Genomic DNA, 16984 nt, shown 5'->3' on the forward strand with positions numbered 1-16984 from the left:
TCCTGAATCCCTCGTTACGGAACGCGGAAGGCTCTTCCGCCCTCCTCCTGTGCGGAAGCAACGAAACACGGGCAGGGAAAACAGGGACTGAGTGACATGGGTTTGACCAGTCGAACGACCGTATACGCGCTGGCGGCGCTGGCCGCCCTGTGTGTGGCGCTGCTGGTCTGGCTGTGGCCGCGGCTCGCCAAGACGGGGCTGTGGCAGGTGCTGGGGCGGCTCGGGGCCGTCGCGGTGACACAGGTGACGATCGTCGCGGCGTTCGCCTGCGCGGTGAACTCGTCGTACCAGTTCTTCGGCTCCTGGAACGAACTGCTGGGCAACGTCGACACCGCCCCGGTCGGCGTGACCCAGGCGGCCGGCGGGAACGGCGGCGGCTCGGTGAACGGCATAAGCAGCGTTCACGGGGGATCGCTCGTCCAGCCCGCCGGGGACCAGCAGTTGAGCAGGGTCAGCGGGCTGCCCGACGGGCCCGCCGCGGCCGTCGGCCGGGTGGAGTCCGTGAAGATCATCGGCCGGCGCACCGGCGTGATCGACCCGGCCTTCGTCTACCTCCCGCCGCAGTACTTCCAGAAGGCGTACCACCGCATGCGGTTCCCGGTGGTCGTCGCGCTCAGCGGCTACCCCGGCAGCATCTACAACCTCGCCCAGCACCTGCGGGTCTCGCAGACCGCCGGCGAACTCCAGCGCAAGGGACAGATGCAGCCGACGATCATGGTGATGATCCGGCCCACCATCGCGCCGCCGCGCGACACCGAGTGCGTGGACGTCCCCGGCGGGCCGCAGACCGAGACGTTCCTGGCCAAGGACCTCCCGGAAGCGATCAAGTCCGTCTACCGGGCCGGCCACGACGCGAGCTCCTGGGGCGTCATGGGGTACTCCTCCGGCGCCAGTTGCGCACTCCAGCTCGCCATGCGCGACCCCGGTGTCTACACCACGGCCGCCGCCCTGTCGCCCGACTACCGGGTCAAGGACGACCCCACCACCGGCAACCTCTTCGGCAGCGGCCCCGGCCGCCAGGCCCGGATCGACGGCCACGACCTGATGTGGCGGCTGAAGCACCTGCCCGTGCCCCAGGTCTCGGTCCTGGTCGCCAACAGCAAGCACGGCGAGAAGGGCTACGCCGCGACCCAGGCCTTCATCAAGGCCGTCAAGGCACCCATGCGGGTCGTCTCCATCCTCCCCGAGAACGGCAGCCACAACTTCCCCACCTGGGTACGGGAGATGCCCGCCGCCCTGAAGTGGATGAACCAGCAGCTGACCTTCCCGCAGGACGTCGTGCCCCTGCACCACCCGAAGAAGCCGGTGACCGAGGCGGCGGGCAAGCCCACTCCGCGCCCCACTCCCGGCCACGGCCACCGCTCGCTGCGCGCGGAGGGCCCGGAGCCCACCCCCACGGCCACGGCACACCGCTGACCGCAGCAGCGGTGCAGGTGGCCGTGGTCACCTTCGACGGGTTCCACGGGCTGGACTCCTTCACCGCCGCCGCGCAGGCCGACCGGTGCCGCAACCAGGGGCTGGAGGCGTTCATCACGACGCCCGACCCGGTCGTCACGTCCGTGAAGGGCGTCGAGGCGACCGGGCAGCGGCCGCCGGAGTTCGTCGCCGAGGCCGACGGAGCGGCGTCACCTGGCGGCGCTCAGATCCAGGTGTCGAACCACATCCTGGACTGCCAGCCGGTGTAGGGAATCGTCTGCCCCGTGTAGACCGGGTAGAAGTAGACGAAGTTCCAGGCGATGAGGAGCACCAGCACCCCCGCGGCCACCGCGCCCCGCAGCCGCCGCCGCTCCGGCGCGCCCGGCGGCCCGAGCAGGGCGCCGACCAGCATCGCCACGGCCAGGCACAGGTACGGCACGAAGACCACGGCGTAGAAGGAGAAGACCGTACGGTCCTGGTAGAGGAACCAGGGGAGGTAACCGGCCGCCACCGCGCAGAGGATCGCCCCGGCCCGCCAGTCGCGGCGCAGCGCCCACCGGTAGAGCAGGTAGGCGAGGGCGAAGCAGGCCGACCACCACAGCATGGGGGTACCCAGGGCGAGGACCGTGCGGGTGCAGGCGGCCGCGCCGGAGCAGCCGTCCTGGCCGGGCTGCGGCGAGTCGTAGGCGAACAGCACGGGACGGCCGAGGACCAGCCAGCTCCACGGGTTCGACTGGTACTTGTGCGGCGTGTGCAGGTTCACGTTGAACTGGTAGACGAGGTACTCGTAGTGCCAGAAGCTGCGCAGCGGGGCCGGTATCCACGACCAGGTGCCGCCGCGGCCGTCCGCCCAGTGCCGGCCCCAGCCGTCGTCGGACAGGAACCAGCCGGTCCAGGACAGCAGGTACGTCAGGAGCGCGGTCGGGACGAGGGCGAGGACCGACCGGCCGAGGTCACGGCGCAGGACCGCCCGGTACGGGTGGCGGGCCCCGGCGACGCGGCGGGCACCGACGTCCCAGAGCAGCGTCAGGACCACGAAGAAGACCAGGACGTACAGGCCGTTCCACTTCGTCGAGGCCGCCAGGCCCAGGAGGACGCCGGCCGCGAGGCGCCAGGGCCGACGGCCCGTCCCGGCGCGGTCGCCGGTGTCCGCGTCCGGGCGCACCGCGCCTTCCGCGTCGGCCGGCAGGGCCGCCGCCAGCCTGGCCCTGGACCGGTCCCGGTCGATCAGCAGGCAGCCGAACGCCGCCAGCACGAAGAACATGACGACGAGGTCGAGCAGCGCGGTGCGGCTCATCACCAGGTGCAGGCCGTCGATCGCCAGCAGCGCCCCGGCCAGGCAGCCCAGGAAGGTCGAGCGGAACAGGCGGCGGCCGATGCGGCACAGCATGAACACCGACAGGGTGCCGAGGGCAGCCGTCATGAACCGCCAGCCGACCGGGTCGAGACCGAACAGCCACTCGCCGGCCGCGATCACCCACTTTCCGGTCGGCGGGTGCGCGACGAAGGAACCGGTGTCGGAGAGCGAGATCACCTGGGGGTGCGCCAGGATCTGCGGGTCGGCGATCTTGCGGTCCGGCCAGCTGCCCTCGTAACCGAGGTGCAGCAGCGCCCAGGCGTCCTTGGCGTAGTACGTCTCGTCGAAGATGAGATCCCGCGGCCGGCCGAGGTGCCAGAAGCGCAGGACACCGGCCAGGGCGGCGACGAGCAGCGGGCCCAGCCACTCCGTCGCCCGCGCGAGCCGTCGCGCCCGGGCCGGGGCGAGGCCCAGGAGTTGCCAGAGCCGCGTGGGGGGCTCGGGGAAGGGCGGGACCAGGCGTTCCCGGACACCGCCGCGCGCGCCCGCGCGCGGGGCCCCGGCGTAACCGAACCGGCGCAGCCGGTCGGGCCACACCGGGGACTTCGGCGCCGGGCGTATGCCGTCGAGGTCGTGGGAACGCGTCGCGCTGCTGTTCGTCACCGGACGACCTTAGGCCGTGCGCGCACCGGGCCGCGAAGCGGCTGTGGAGTCGCGACGGCTGTGGCGCCGGCTCCGGGTCCCCGGCCGGCGGCCTGCCCGGAGTCCGGGGTCCCGGTGTCTGCCCGGAGTCCGGGGTCCCGGTGTCTGCCCCGAGTCCGGCTCCCGGTGTCTGCCCGGAACCGGGGGCGGCGTCGGTGCCGGTGCCTCTGCCGGTGCCGGTCGCGGCGCGCTGGGCGGGTGGTGTGCCGGCTGGCCGGTGGAGCGGGCCGATCAGCGGTCCGGCGGGGCCGGGGTGGCCGGCACCGTCACGAACAGCGGCGCATACAGCCGGAGCCGATCACCCCGGCCTCCAACCCCACTTTGAGCACCACGAGTTCGGTGAGCCCGCGGGTGTCGGGCAGCACGCCGATCGGCAGCGAGTCACGCCGGCGCCGCCGGGCCGCACCCCGTGCCGACAGGGCACCGGCGGCCGCCTCGCCCGGCCCAGGTTCGCGTGGCCCCGCCAACTTTCCTGCCCCGCTCCAGGCTTGGAGCCGCCATGTGCGGGGCAGAGCCCTCCTACCGGACAGCAGGCACCGGTCAGGCTCGGCAAGAGGAGGGCGTCATGGACGGTCGGATCCGCGTACGCGTTGTTCGTCGGCCCGCTCCCCGCGGGCAGGAGATCGACCGCAGGACGCCTTCCGGGCGCATCCTGCCGTACTAGTACCGGTGTGCGGGCGGGCGGGTACACACCGGCCGCACCCGCACCCGCACCCGCACCGACCGCACGCGCGCCCCGCACCCGTGGCAACGCGCGCCGGATCGCACACATGCCTCCCGACCGCCGGTCCGAACCGGCGGCGGGGAGACGGCCCCGTGACCGTCCGGGAGCCGGCACGGCGCGTGCCGCGCCGCCTTCTGCCCGGCGCACCCGGCCCCTTCGTCCCCCCTGCCCCGCCCCACCTCACATCCGACTCTCCCCTCGGGAAGGTGAGTCGCGCCTCGGCGGCTACGCTCCGGAGGCGGTTCCCCCCGATACGACCGGCCGCTGCCGACCGCCCCGCCTCTCGCGGCCTCCTCCTGGTCAACCGCGTCGCCGACCTGGTCCGCTTCCGCCGGGAACCGGCCGGGGCGGTGACCCGCCGCTGGTTCGTGTGCTGAGCGGCAAGGGCCACCACTCGTTTTGCGATTCGCGGCTGTGGGCACATCTCGTGCCATGCGAGCCCGGCCATCGGCGAGGAAGGAGGGACGCGACAGTGCATCACCTGGTGAGGACGGCCAACGGGCGACGATTGCAGGTGGAGGTGCCGGTGACCTCCTGGGAGCGGCCGGTTTTCCTCCTGCACGGCATGCCCGGCAGCCGGGTCGGCCCGCGGCCCCGGATCCGGTTCCTGCAACAGTGCGGTGCGGCACTCATCAGCTTCGACCGCCCGGGATACGGCGGGTCGGACCGCTGGGCCGGCCGGCAGGTGGCGGATGCCGTCGAAGATGTGGCGGCGGTGGCGGACGCCCTCGGCCTGAAGCGGTTCGCGGTGGTCGGCCGTTCCGGCGGCGGACCGCACGCCCTCGCGTGTGCGGCGCTGCTGCCGGACCGGGTCACCCGGGCGGCGGCCATGGTGGCACTCGCGCCGCGGGATGCCGAGGGGCTCGACTGGTTCGCCGGGATGGCGCCGTTCAACGTCCAGGAGTTCCGCACGGCCGTCACCGATCCGGAGCGGTACGCGGCCCGGATCATCCCGCGCTCGGCGGTCATCCGCCGCAACCCGGCGCGGATGCTGGAGGACCTGTACTCCGAGCTCACCGAGGACGACCGGCGGATCGTCTCCGACAGCCGTACCTGGTCGATGCTGCTGCGCAACTATCGTGAGGCGTTGCGCACCCCGTACGGGTGGATCGACGACGCGATCGCGCTGACCAGTCCCTGGGGCTTCGATCCGGCGCGCATCAGGGTGCCGGTGCTGCTGTGGCACGGCGCGAAGGACGTGTTCTCGCCCGCCTCCCACTTCTCCTGGCTGGCCGCGCGCATCCCGCGCGTCAAGGCCGTCCTGGAGCCGAAGGCGGCCCACTTCGCATCCTTGCGCGCGCTCCCCCAGGTGCTGGACTGGCTGCTCGCGGGCGCGTCGCGGAGCTGACGGCGAATCGTCCGCGGGGCGCGCCCTCATACGGCCAGGGGTTCCAGGTCCCAGTACACCCGACGCTCCGCCGTCGCGAAGCGTGTGGTGATGTTGTTCTCGCCCAGCTGATGGCGCAGCCCCTTCAGACCCCTGACGGCTTCGTCATGCAGCAACTGGGCCTCCTCCCGGCGGCCGAGGGCACGCAGGGTGAGGGCACTGTTGCTGACGGCGGCCAGTGTCTCCGGGTGCTGGGAACCGAGGTCGGCGCGCAGGGCCTCCGTGCTGCGCCTCTCGCGCTCCCAGGCTTCCCCGGGCCGACCCGTCTCCGCCAGCACGATGGCGTAGTTGGCGGAACAGAACTGGGTGTGCGGGTGGTGGGCCCCCAGGGTCTCGGTCATGCGGTCCAGCGCCTTCAGGAACACCTCCTCGGCCCGTTCCGGGTCACCGCAGCCCCAGTGGAAGACACCGAGGTTGTTCATCGCGGTCTGGGTGTAGGGATGGGACTCGCCCGGTTTCTTCCGGTATTCGGTGAACACCTTCAGGGCGACGTCGCGCGCGGCTTCCGGATCCCCGGCCGCGAACAGGTCGGCGGCGAGGTTGAGTTCACAGGCGAGCGAGTCCGGGGTGGGCGCGGCGTACTGCGACCGGTACCGATCCAGGGTCGCGGCCGTCAACCGCCGCGCGTCCTCCAGATCGCCTATCCGGCGCAGCGACACCGCGAGTGACTTCGCGCACCGCAGTGTGCCCGGGAAGTCCATACCGAGCACGCGCTTGTGCTCCTCGTACGCCCGCGAGAGCTGGGCCACCGACCCCTTGTAGTCGCCGACCTCGCGCAGGTCGCGGCCGAGGTTCTCGGTGGACGACAGTGTGGAGATGTGGTCGGCGCCGTGGACCTGGGTGCGGAGGGCGAGGGTGACCTCGTCGATCTGCCGGGCGTCCCGGTACCTGCCGACCATGCGCAGTGCCAGGGCAAGGTTGTTGGCTGCGTTCAGGGTCCGCGGATGGGCCTCGTAGAAGAGGTCGCTGAAACCGTTGTGCGCTTCTCGCGCCAGTTCCACGGCCTTCATGTACTCGCCCAGGGCCGCCAGATCACTGGAGAGCCCGGAGGCGGTGATGAACGTGTGTGGGTGCCGGATGCCGAGCTCTCGGCGCTGCCGCCCGAGCACATCTTCGTCGACCACCCGCGCCTCGACGTACAGCCCCTGGGAGCGCAGTACGTTCGCGAGCTGGCAGCGTAGGAACAGGTACTGCTCGTCGTCCTCGCCGAGCGGTTCCTTCCAGTGGGCCAGGAGTTCCTCGGCCAGCCGTTGCGCCCGGCTGAACTCGCCGCGCTTCCACAGGTAGCGGACGCGGTCGATGAGCAGCCGGCGAGGTTCCGCCTTGGTGCAGTTGCGGATGTCGGAAGCGGTGAGATGCGGCCAGATGATGTCGAACTGCCGCCAGTTCTCTCGGTTGTCGGTGGGTTCGTCACCCTTGGGGCGGGCTCTCCTGAGGATCTCGTGCACCGTGTGCCGGGCCTCGCGCCGCTCCTCTTCCGACATCTGGGAGCGGATCACCGCCTGCACGAGCCGGTGCACCTGGATCGAGCGGGAGATCTGGTCGACCTTGGCCAGGGCGAGCTGGCCGATCTCCCGCACCAACTGGCCGATCAGCAGGTTCTCCGTCAGGCGGAGGGCGGTCAGCATCTCGTCGCTGTAGAGCAGTTCGGAGGAGATCGGCTCGGCGGAGAAGAACGCACAGAGCTGCAGCAGCCGGACCGAGGCGGGCGAGCGCTCCCTCAGCCGTTCGATGGAGATGTTCCAGGTGGCGGCCACCGTCCCGGGGTAGTCGGGGGGTTGGTTGAGCGCCATCACCGCTGCGGTCTCCTCGGTGAGGCGCCGCAGGTACTCGGCCGTCGGCACGCCGGTCTCGGCCAGCCAGGCGCCGGCCTGCTCCACGGCGAGCGGCAGGTCGCCCACGGCCTCCGCTACCTGGTCGGCCTCCGCGGGGGAGAGCATCCCGGCGCGCCGGGAGAGGTGTTCGATGCTTTCCTGACGCTCGAAGACGTCGACCGGCAGCGTCGCCGTCCTGTCCGACCATGCCTGGTTGCGGGAGGTGATCAGTACGTGTCCGCTGCCGGTGGTGGGCAGGTAGCCGGTGAGGTCCTCCGGGTCGTCGGCGTTGTCGAAGACGAGGATCCACCGCGTGGTCGGATTGCCCCGGGAGAGCATCCGCACGGCCTCCTTGCTGGCCAGCGCCATGTCCTCGCCGCCGGGCGCGCCGATGCGGGCCCCGAGCTCGGCGAGCGAGGCCACCACGTTGTCGGCATTTTCGGACGGCACCCACCACACCAGGTCGTAGTCGGCGCTGAACCGGTGCACGTACTCCAGCGCGATCTGGGTCTTGCCGACGCCGCCCAATCCGAACAGCGCCTGCTGTTGCGGCAGCACGGCGGTCACTCCGCTCCGTAGCTGCTCCCGTACCTTTTCCAGGATGTAACCCCGGCCGGTGAAGGTGCTGTTGCGCTGCGGCACGTTCCAGTGGTCGGGTGCGTGCCCGGGGAAGCGGGGCGCAGCCGGCCCGGCCTTCGGCAACTGCGCGGGCAGTTCGAGCGCGGCGAGCAGTGCGGCCTCGCAGAGCGGCTCCTCGAGCCCGTGCAGATCGACGTCGAGAACGTCCTGGTCGAGGTGGGACGGCGGCTGGACCTCGTCGATCCGCACCTCCATCAGCGATCCCGCCGAGGGGGCGCCGTCGGCCGCCGGGTTGGGCAGGCGCCCGGCATACCGGGCTCCGAGGAGCGCCTCGGACCGCAGCACCAGGATGTGGGTACCGGCGGCCGGACTGTCGGGAGGTCCGGCGGCCACGTCGTGCAGGGTGACGGCGCAGCCCGCCCGCTGCAGCGTCGCCTTGACCCAGTCGGCCCACATCCAGTTCTCCGCCGCGTAGGCGATGACGACCTGTGTGACCGTGGGCTGCGGCAGCGGCCGCATGAACGCGTCCCGGCAGCGCAGCCGCACCGGATCCGGGATCGGTGGGAGCGCGGTGACCTCGTTGTCGGTGATGAACGCGGTGAGCCGCTCGAAGGCGGACAGCAGGGACTTGGGGTCGCCCTCCTTGTCCCCGACGACGGCAAGGGTCTCCTCGTACGCGTAGTACGGCTTGTAGGGGATCTCGACGCTGCCCCAGTACGCGGTGACCTCGTCGGTGCTCAGGCGCTCCCCGGCCGGACCGTTCGGGAGTCCCGCGAACTTCAGGCGCGCTGCTGCGCGGCCCGCCTCGACCTTGTTCTTCTCACCGTCGTCGACGCGCATCGGCACGGGAAGTACCCGGATGCGCCGCGCACGATGTTCACTGGCGACGCTGTCCGCCACCTCGGCGGCCCCGGCCATGGCCTGGTCGCTCAGCGTGAAGCAGTCCACCAGGATGTCGGGCATCTGCAGGGTGCAGATGTCCGCGGTGTCCGAGCGACCGGTGCGCGAGTCGATCAACACGTAGTCGTACGACTGCTTCATGCTGTCGCGCAACGCCTCCAGGAACATGCCGCCGCCCAGGCGGTCGTAGAAGTTGTCCCACTCCAGGGAGGATGCTGCGCCCGAGTAGGCGCGGAACTGCTTACCCGCGGAGAGGAAGTCGAGCGAGCCTCCGCTCTCGAAGCTGAGTCCCTGCTGTTCGGGGCGGATCGAGACGGCGTGCTGTTCCACGTCCGCGAACTCCAGGTGCCAGGGTCCTGTGCGGGTGACGCCGTCCGTCGCCGCCCAGGCGAAGTCCTGGAGGATGTTGAGGATGCCTCCGGTGGCGGCGAGCACGTCCGGATCCAGGAACGGATGGAAGAAGCGGTCCAGTCCCGGGGCCTCCAGGTCCCAGTCCACGGCGAGGACGCGTTTGCCGTTGGCGGCGAGGATCCACGCCGTGTTGGCGAGCGCCATCGTCCGTCCGGTGCCGCCCTTGTACGAGTAGAAGGTGATGATGCGTCCGTCTGCGGCGGCCGTCATGCCTTTCCTCCGGGGTCGTGCCCCGCGTCCGGGGCGGACGACGGGTAGGGGTCCGCCAGACGTGGTCTGGGGAAGTTCGGGCCGGGCGGCAGTCGGACCTCCGCGTTCTTCAGGTACTGCCGGGTCGTGTAGGCGACCACCTCGGGCAGCACCCTGGTGAAGGACTTGAGCGTGGGTACGCCGTTGACGGCCGTCCGGGCGTCACCGCGCCGCGTCCGCTCCAGGATCGTCGGCATCACCCGCTCAAGTTCCTCGGCGAGCCGGCGCCCTTCCGCTCGGTGGTTCTGCAGGTCCGCCCGGCAGCGCGGCACGATCGCGCTCACCCAGGGGCGGGAGTAGGCATCGAACGACTTGAGTCTGCTCCGGCGCTCCTCGTCGGCCAGCGCCCAGTGGTCCACGACCAGGATGCCGGGCTGTCCGTTCCTGGACTCCTGTGCATCCTCTCCGTGGTCCTCGTCGTCGAAGCCGACGACCGTCACTCGGTAGTCCAGGGAACGGACCAGCTCCTCGGCGTGCGCCGACAGTGCTCGGGTCGACTCCGTGTGGTACGGGTTCCAGTCGAGGGTGTCGTCGCCGTAGGCCTGGGCGTCGCGGTGCTTGGGGACGGAGTCCACGGTGGGTGCGGCGACGGTCAGCCGGATGTGCCGGGGTCCGGTGCCGCGCGGTTTGAAGGCGCTGGGCGTGCTCTCGTAGTCGCGGGGGCGGCCGGGCGGCAGCCGGGTCTCGTGGGCTGCCTGGACGATGCGCTCGGCGAGGCCGTACACGGTCTCGTCGTACTCGTCACGCAGCCTGCTGAGTTTGATCAGCCCGTAGATGCCGTTGCTGAGGTACCGGCCGCGCTCCAGGAGGGGCTCCACATGGACGTGCCTCACGGAGTACGGGAGTTCACGCATGTCCAAGCGCGTCCACAGGGCGGGCACGATGGCGGACGCGGTCGCCGCCCCGGAGGTCCTGGCGTTCAGCATCCGCTCGTGGAACGCGTACCACTCGCGCCCGCACATCTCGCTGGAGAAGTAGCGAGGCGAGTAGAGCGGCACGAAAACCCGGCAGGTGGCGAGGTTCTCGCTCAGCTTCTCGGGCCAGCCGTCTCCGGAGCGCATCTCCCGGTCCATGAAGCCGGCCGGGGAGCCGGCGGGCAGGTCGGTGAGTGTCATGATGTGGCTGCAGAGGTCGTTGTACAGGACGCGTACCCAGTGGTCCGGGTCTCCGCTGTCCGGGCTCCACGCCGGGGTGTGGGCGTACGACAGGAAGAAGTAGGGCCGGTTGTCCGGGCTCCGGTCCTCCGGGTGTTCCGCTGCGCCCACAGATCCCCCTGTCGCCCGACGACCGGAACCAACAATGTGCCCGAAAGCCGCGCGGTAGGGTCGGCCGTTTTCAGGTCAAAGGTCGGCGATATCCGGACATCTGGATCTTCGCGTGGTCGACAACCTCGCGCATTGCGCAGAGCACGACCGGCCTTGACGCCCAGGAGGATTCCGCGAGCAGCCCGCGGGGCAGCCGGGCTCCCATCTCGCCGAAGTCACTGTCGTCCAGGGTGATGTCCCGGTACGACACCCAGTTCCCCTCTCGATGCACCACGCACCGGTAGGTGCGCCGAGGCGGTCTTGGGCGCATCAGGTACTCGGCGTGGTGGAACGCGCTGCACACCTCGAACCCGACCCGCAGCAGCAGGATCTGCGCATCGGCGGCGTACAGCCTCGCCATCGGGGAGAGCCTGCCGAAGTGGCTGCGGATCGGATGCCGGCGCAGCAACGTCCGGGCCCGGGGCCCGAGCCCGGCGAAGGAGGTCTGCGGATGCGTGCTGCGCAGGGCGCCGGGCGTCGAGCGCACACACTCGGCAAGCGCGCCCATGGTCGGACACGCGGTGGTGTCCGGGTTGAACGGCGGCATCGTCCTGCGGTACTCGGTCGCTTCGGCGGCGCTCATGCCCGCCACCGCCGCCCGGTGGCTGCGCGAAGTGTCGGAGTTCTCGGGCGTGAACGCAGGGACGATCAGGGTGCCTTCGGGGCCGAGTGCGGCCAGCAACACGTCCCGGACCGACTCCGGCGTGCTCCCGGTGCCGCTCAGTGCGGCGTGGACAACCAGCACACCGCCACGCCGGACGCCCAACGAGCGCAGCAGGTCGCCCAGTTCCGCTGCCTCCGACTGTGCCGTCACGGTCATGATTCCTCGCGGACGCTCGACCACTGCGACCACATGCGGGCCACCAGCACGGCCCCGGTCGGCGTCAGTTCGGACTCCGGCAGCAGGGTGAGCGCGGTGAGGGCGCGTGCCGCCTCCTCGTGCGCCCCCTGCCCCAGTCCGTCGTCCGCCCGGTCCAGCAGAACGCCGGCGGGGCTGCCGGGCCGGTGCAGGTCGGCCGTCTCGCGCAGCGCGGTGAGGCGGGCCCGGCGGCCGATGCGGGGGAGTTCCCGGGCGAACTCCTCGGGGGTCACGTCGACCGACACGCCCAGCGCCCCGAACCCGTGGCTGCCGAGTTGCAGACCACTGCCCGCCGCCAGCGGGGTGAGTACCGTGGGGCGGAACGCGTCCGGATCCGCGTACCGGTCCCCTGCGTTCTTCGCGAGCAGGTCGTAGGCCCGGCTCAACAACTCGGTGAACTCGCTGCGCGCGGGCGCCGGGGCGACCGCGGCGGGATAGCAGTCGCGGTAGGGATCGGCATCGTCGATGAGCGGTCCGTCCGGGGCGAACAGCCGGCCGAGCGGGTTCCAGCGCGGGGCGGAGCCGGGGTCGCGGGGCCGGACCCAGTCGCCTTCCGGATCGGGACCCCGTCTGTCGGCGCTCCGCACCCGGAAGGCGTCCGGTGCCACCGTGACCTCGACGCGGCCGGGGGCGGCCAGGCGGTAGGTGCCCCAGGTGGGCAGATGCAGCCGGGTGCTGGGCTGGTCCCAGGAGAGCGTGGCCGGTACCCCGGCCCGCAGGGCTGTGGCGACGGCCAGGGACAGGAAGCGGGCCATGTCGGCGGGGCCGCGCAGGGAGCGCTGGAGGCTGGTGCGCACGTAGGGATGCGCCAGCACCTCGTCCAGCTGCGAGGCGGTCCCGGCGTCGGCGTCCAGGGCCAGCAGCAGCCGCCAGGCGTCCGCCCAGTCCGGCTCGGACGCCAGGTGCTCCTGCGTCCGGCGCAGCAGTAACCGGTCCAACTCCAGCTGAGCCCAGGAGAGTCGGTCCGAGCTCAGGACCGCGGGGGAGAACGCGCGGTCGGTCACCCGGTCGGCGATGCCCTCGATCAGTGAGCGGAGGTCACCACAGAAGACACTGGGGTTGTCGAAGCCGTTCCCCGAGCGGTACCGGTGCCCGTACAGGCCGCCGCCGCAGGACCGCACCACCGGGCAGGCCCGGCAGGTGTCGCCGAGCCCGTCGACACCCCGCTGCCGGGCCTGGACACCGGGGTGCGCGGCGAACTCGGCGAAACCGTGCCGGAAGACGTCGTAACCCGTCTCCGGGGCGCCCGCGTAGGCGGACTTCAGCCAGTCGGCCTGCTCGAAGTCGCCGTCCGTCTCGATCACGGCGAGGTCGCTGGGCGCCAGCCCCAGCGCCTCGGTCAGGGGCGGCCCGTCGCGCAGCGTGCTCAGTACCGAGTCGAAGGTCCGCACCGGCATCGGGCGGCCCTGCTGCTCCCAGCGGTCGAAGACCGCGAGCAGCCAGTCGGCGTACGGGGTGGTGGTGCCGGCCGGGTTGGGTGGGGGGCTGTCCCAGGTGGAGTGCGGAAGCAGGTAGTCGATCCGCGGCGGGGCCAGTTCGGTGAGGGCGTCGTGCACGGCGACCGGGTCGTTCGCCACGTCCACCGTGCACAGCACTCCGCTGAACAGGTGACGGTACTCGGGCTCCTGGAGCAGCCGGATGCCGCGGACCACGCGGTCGTAGCTGCTGCGGCCCCTGCGGTCGAGCCGGTGACGGTCGTTGGCCGCGCGGTCGCCGTCGAGCGACACGCTGACCCGGACCCCGAACTCCCGGCAGACGTCCAGGTGCCGCCGGTTCAGGGTGACCGCGTTGGTGTGCATGCGCAGGTCGAGCGCGGTCAGCGGGGCGAGGGCGCGGGTGAGCTCCGCGCAGATGTCGCGCAGCCGGGCCGGACCGACCAGCAGCGGCTCGCCGCCGTGCAGGATCACCGAGACGGATTCCAGGGACCGGGACCCGGCGTATTCGGCCAGTCGGGCGGCGACGGCGCGCACCGTCTCCGGGCGGATGAAGGTCGGGCGGGACCGCCAGCTCTGGTCGGCGTGCTGATACACGTAACAGTGGTCGCAGAGCAGATCACACCTGCTGTGGACTTTGAGGACCAGCTGTCTCAGAAGGGGGCGGTCATCAGCCGGGTCGTGCTGTGCGCAGGTCACGGCTACGCCGCTGATCCGAGTCATGACCAGCCCCTCGCTCAGGCCGCGGAGTTGAACGTGACCGACCGGTTCGCACGGTGGTCGGGGACGTCGATCACGCGATGCGCGTCGCGGGACGCAGAGGCCTCGTACGGGTCGATGTCCGCCAGGCAGGTGTGCCGTGAACTGACCGCGACCGAGCGGACGCGGCGCGGTACGGGCTTCTCCGAATGGGTCATGGTGCCTCTCAGCCGGTTCGGATGGGTGCAGTCATTGTCGTTGTCCCAGCGACTGTCACGCGATGCAACTCCCAGTCGGAGCAGGGACCTTGGATGCATGGGGTGAGTCCGGTCGTGTCGACGCGCACGATATAGCAGAGATGCCCTGCCAACCTCTTGTGCACGGATCCGATTTCCGCACTTATTAGTTTGTCGGGCTGGCTTTTCGTGGGCGTGCCGAAGACGACGGTGGGCAGTGAATTCCGGGGGGACACATGGGAGCAGCGACGCCTGTACCGAGCACCACCTTGTCCAGTGCAGATCTGCCGCCACTGTTCCAGGTGAGCGACCAACGCGCGTTACGCCACCAGAGTGACGCGTTCCGCGCCGTCCGTACGCATCTGCTGGTTCTGCTGCTGGCCACCACCGCGGCTGTTCTGACCGAGCAGGCGTCCGGTCATGTCATGGCGGTGTGCGCCGCGTTGCTGTACGGGCTGACGATAGCCCTCGGTCTGAGCACCTCTCGGCGCCGGTCCCGGGCGCACTGGCAGGTGCACCGGGCGGTGGCCGAGCTGCTCAAGTCGCTGGCCTGGGAGTACATGGCGCACGGCGGCCCTCTCCACTCCCACGTCGTCGACCCTGACGCGGTGTTCGCCGAGCGCCTTGAGCAACGTCTGCACGAGCTGCGCAAATGCGGCTGGGAGGACTCCCGTGACCCCGCGGAACGAGGGGAGGGCCAGATCACCCCGCGGATGCGTGCCGAGCGGGCCAAGTCCTACGCGGCCCGCCGGGACCTCTACCTGCGCGACCGGCTCCTGGAGCAGACGGTCTGGTACAAGAACCGGGCCTCCCGTGCCCACCGCGCCGCCGCCCGCTGGTCCAGCGTCACCGCCGCGCTGACGCTGTTCGCCCTGGCCGCAGCGTTGCTGCGGACCGGTAGCCTGCTCGGCGGTGCCGACCTCGCGGGGCTGCTCAGCGCGGCCGCCGCGGCGGGCGTCGCCTGGCAGGAGGTGCAGCGGCACGGCCCGCTGACACAAGCGCACTCGCTCATCGAACAGGATCTGGAGACCAGCCGGATCGCCATGACCACCACGGTGACGGAGGCGGGCTGGGCCGAGGCGGTGGGGGAGGCGGAGCGCCTGATGTCCCCGGCGCACACGGAGTGGCTGGTGCGCTTCGGCACCTGAGGCGGGCCCGCCGCGCCGTCAGTCGCGCAGCGCCCCGTCCGGCCACAGCACGGTCACCGGCACCCCGATCTGCCGGGCGTAGGCCACCACGTCACCGGTGCCGCCCAGACCGCGTGCCGGACGGCCGTCCCACACGGCCAGCAGTTCGTCGCAGCGCTCCACGATCCACTGGCCCGCCGCGAAGTACGCCTGCTCGTGGGTGGGTTGGACAGGGAGCTCGACCCGTTTCGCGCACCTGCGCAGGATCCTGCGGTACGACGCCCGTGCCGCCTCGTCGCCCAGGTGGGCCTCGTAGTCCATGCCCGGGATCACGGCCGTCACCGGGACGCCGTGCGCCAGGGCGAGGTCCGCGAAGAGCTGGTCCGTGCCGGCGGCGAGGGAGCTGAGCGCCTCCAGGGCCACGTCGGTGCGGCTGAGGTGCCGGTGCAGGGCGGAGCGGACGTAGGGCAGGACGGACGGCGGGATCACGCGGTGTCCGGTCACGCCGACGCGGGAGACGGCGAGGCGGGGGACCGGTGCCGTCTCGGCGAGCTGATCGGTGAACATGGTGATGTCGGCTGTCACGGAACGTCCCCTCCCGTCACCATCGGTGAGTCCACCCTAATCGAGGAGTGACGAGGCGCGCACGGGGCGCGTCGGCTCACATCGGCGCCCGGTGGGCGGGTACGGCTGTTCAGGCGGCCAGCGGGTCCAGCACCAGCGGCTCGATCCGGCCCTCCAGCATCGCCCCCAGGCCCTGCACGGCGCACACGTCCGGCCGCTCCGCGATCTGTACCGGCATGCCGGTTGCCTCCCGCAGCAGCTGGTCGAAGCCGGGCAGCAGCGCCGAGCCGCCGACCATCACGATCCCGCGGTCGGCGAGGTCGGCGACCAGGTCGGGCGGGCAGTCGCGCAGCACCTTGCCGATCCCGTCCAGGACGGACATGAGGGGCGTCTGGATGGCGTCCCGGACGGCCGCGGTGTCCACCCGCACGCTGCGGGCCAGCCCGGTGACCACGTCCCGCCCGTGGATCTCGGTGGAGGCGGGGCCCTCCGGGGTGAGCCCGGTGCCGTCCAGGGCCAGCTGCAGCGGGCGCACCGCCTGGTTCGGCAGCATCAGCTCGTGCTCGTGCCGCAGGTGCTGGACGATCGCCTGGTCCACGGCCTCCCCGCCGACGGGCATCCGCTCGGCGCAGACGATCGACCCGAGGGAGAGCACGGCGACCTGGGTCGCGGCGGCCCCGCAGACGAGGATCATGCTCGCCTCCGGCCGCTCGACCGGCAGTCCGCACCCCACCGCCGCGGCGATCAGCGTGTCGACCAGCTCCACCCGCCGCGCCCCGAGCCCCACCAGCGTCTCGATGGTGGCCCGCTGGGCCAGCGGGTCGGCGTCGTGCGGGGTGCAGGCCGCCGCCCGCAGCCGGGGCTTGCGGCGCAGCGAACGGCGGATCTTGTCGCCGAGCAGCTGGCGCAGCATGCGCTGGGCCATCTCGATGTCGACGATGGTCCCGCCGGAGATGGGCCGCACGACACGGATGTAGTCGGGAGTGCGGCCCGTCATCCGCTCCGCGAACTCGCCGACGGCGATCAGGGCACCGGAACGCGTGTTCATCGCGGCGACGGAAGGCTGGTCGACGACCAGGCCCATGCCCCGCACGTACACCCGGGTGCGTGCGGCCCCCAGATCGACGGCGAAATGGCAGCGGCGCAACTGCTCCAGACTGACGGTCACGGCAGATCCTCCCGGTGCGCGGGCCGTGCGGGGTGGCACCGCCGGTCGGCGGCCTGCTTCGCATCCTCCGGGGGAACGCGGCGGCGCGCCTGCGGGGAGGGTCCGGGCGGGGCAC

General features: G+C 71.6%; 12 protein-coding genes and 1 pseudogene. 4 read left to right on the plus strand and 9 right to left on the minus strand.

All coding sequences use genetic code 11. The annotated features are described in order from the left end of the window. The first annotated feature begins 96 nt into the window (after window positions 1-96). On the plus strand, window positions 97-1416 hold the full coding sequence (locus tag BLW82_RS29530) for an alpha/beta hydrolase (protein ID WP_093503377.1): 1320 nt from the start codon (window positions 97-99) through the stop codon (window positions 1414-1416). An 11-nt stretch (window positions 1417-1427) separates the two neighbouring features. Continuing rightward, window positions 1428-1616 (plus strand): annotated as a pseudogene (locus BLW82_RS29535) (AraC family transcriptional regulator); the annotation flags it as partial. Window positions 1617-1639: 23 nt separating this feature from the next. Here BLW82_RS29535 and BLW82_RS29540 read toward each other — a convergent pair. Next, window positions 1640-3376 carry a dolichyl-phosphate-mannose--protein mannosyltransferase gene (locus BLW82_RS29540; protein WP_177233109.1) on the minus strand — a complete coding sequence of 579 codons (1737 nt, stop codon included), beginning with the start codon at window positions 3374-3376 and terminating at the stop codon, window positions 1640-1642. Between the two features lie 305 nt (window positions 3377-3681). Continuing rightward, the gene (locus tag BLW82_RS29545) at window positions 3682-3882 is read right to left on the minus strand and encodes a hypothetical protein (RefSeq protein ID WP_093503379.1); all 201 of its coding nucleotides are present in this window, start codon (window positions 3880-3882) and stop codon (window positions 3682-3684) included. 729 nt (window positions 3883-4611) lie between these two features. Between BLW82_RS29545 and BLW82_RS29550 the strand changes: the two genes are divergently transcribed. Beyond that, window positions 4612-5487: an alpha/beta hydrolase gene (locus BLW82_RS29550; RefSeq protein WP_143063726.1), complete on the plus strand. Its 876-nt coding sequence runs from the start codon at window positions 4612-4614 to the stop codon at window positions 5485-5487. A 26-nt stretch (window positions 5488-5513) separates the two neighbouring features. Here BLW82_RS29550 and fxsT read toward each other — a convergent pair whose 3' ends face one another. From fxsT to BLW82_RS29575, 5 genes are all read right to left on the minus strand, one after another. Further along, window positions 5514-9440: an FxSxx-COOH system tetratricopeptide repeat protein gene (fxsT, locus tag BLW82_RS29555; RefSeq protein ID WP_093503383.1), complete on the minus strand. Its 3927-nt coding sequence runs from the start codon at window positions 9438-9440 to the stop codon at window positions 5514-5516. Next, on the minus strand, window positions 9437-10744 hold the full coding sequence (locus BLW82_RS29560) for a TIR-like protein FxsC (RefSeq protein WP_177233110.1): 1308 nt from the start codon (window positions 10742-10744) through the stop codon (window positions 9437-9439). The genes fxsT and BLW82_RS29560 overlap by 4 nt, the downstream gene beginning before the upstream one ends. A 70-nt stretch (window positions 10745-10814) precedes the next feature. Next, entirely contained in the window at window positions 10815-11603 is a 789-nt protein-coding gene (locus BLW82_RS29565; protein WP_093503385.1) for an AAC(3) family N-acetyltransferase, read from the minus strand. Beyond that, window positions 11600-13798 carry a radical SAM/SPASM protein FxsBH, inactivated beta-hydroxylase extension form gene (fxsB, locus tag BLW82_RS29570; RefSeq protein ID WP_093503387.1) on the minus strand — a complete coding sequence of 733 codons (2199 nt, stop codon included), beginning with the start codon at window positions 13796-13798 and terminating at the stop codon, window positions 11600-11602. The genes BLW82_RS29565 and fxsB overlap by 4 nt, the downstream gene beginning before the upstream one ends. Before the next feature lie 14 nt (window positions 13799-13812). Further along, window positions 13813-13992, minus strand: coding sequence for a hypothetical protein (locus tag BLW82_RS29575; protein ID WP_093503389.1), 180 nt, complete (start codon window positions 13990-13992; stop codon window positions 13813-13815). A 254-nt stretch (window positions 13993-14246) separates the two neighbouring features. Between BLW82_RS29575 and BLW82_RS29580 the strand changes: the two genes are divergently transcribed. Beyond that, entirely contained in the window at window positions 14247-15158 is a 912-nt protein-coding gene (locus BLW82_RS29580) for a DUF4231 domain-containing protein (protein WP_093503391.1), read from the plus strand. Between the two features lie 18 nt (window positions 15159-15176). On the opposite strand, the gene BLW82_RS29585 is transcribed toward BLW82_RS29580, so the two are convergent. Both BLW82_RS29585 and BLW82_RS29590 read right to left on the minus strand, forming a co-directional pair. Continuing rightward, the gene (locus BLW82_RS29585; RefSeq protein ID WP_093508354.1) at window positions 15177-15704 is read right to left on the minus strand and encodes a hypothetical protein; all 528 of its coding nucleotides are present in this window, start codon (window positions 15702-15704) and stop codon (window positions 15177-15179) included. A gap of 127 nt (window positions 15705-15831) precedes the next feature. Further along, window positions 15832-16869 carry a rod shape-determining protein gene (locus tag BLW82_RS29590; RefSeq protein WP_093503393.1) on the minus strand — a complete coding sequence of 346 codons (1038 nt, stop codon included), beginning with the start codon at window positions 16867-16869 and terminating at the stop codon, window positions 15832-15834. Between the last annotated feature and the right edge of the window lie 115 nt (window positions 16870-16984).

This window comes from Streptomyces sp. Ag109_O5-10, assembly GCF_900105755.1.
Classification (GTDB): Bacteria; Actinomycetota; Actinomycetes; order Streptomycetales; family Streptomycetaceae; genus Streptomyces.

What these genes read in the sequence shown, in the direction of transcription:
- BLW82_RS29580 (WP_093503391.1), top strand. Translation starts at nt 14,247, where the DNA reads ATGGGAGCAGCGACGCCTGTACCGAGCACCACCTTGTCCAGTGCAGAT.
- fxsB (WP_093503387.1), bottom strand. Translation starts at nt 13,798, where the DNA reads ATGACTCGGATCAGCGGCGTAGCCGTGACCTGCGCACAGCACGACCCG.
- BLW82_RS29575 (WP_093503389.1), bottom strand. Translation starts at nt 13,992, where the DNA reads ATGACCCATTCGGAGAAGCCCGTACCGCGCCGCGTCCGCTCGGTCGCG.
- BLW82_RS29585 (WP_093508354.1), bottom strand. Translation starts at nt 15,704, where the DNA reads ATGTTCACCGATCAGCTCGCCGAGACGGCACCGGTCCCCCGCCTCGCC.
- BLW82_RS29530 (WP_093503377.1), top strand. Translation starts at nt 97, where the DNA reads ATGGGTTTGACCAGTCGAACGACCGTATACGCGCTGGCGGCGCTGGCC.
- fxsT (WP_093503383.1), bottom strand. Translation starts at nt 9,440, where the DNA reads ATGACGGCCGCCGCAGACGGACGCATCATCACCTTCTACTCGTACAAG.
- BLW82_RS29565 (WP_093503385.1), bottom strand. Translation starts at nt 11,603, where the DNA reads ATGACCGTGACGGCACAGTCGGAGGCAGCGGAACTGGGCGACCTGCTG.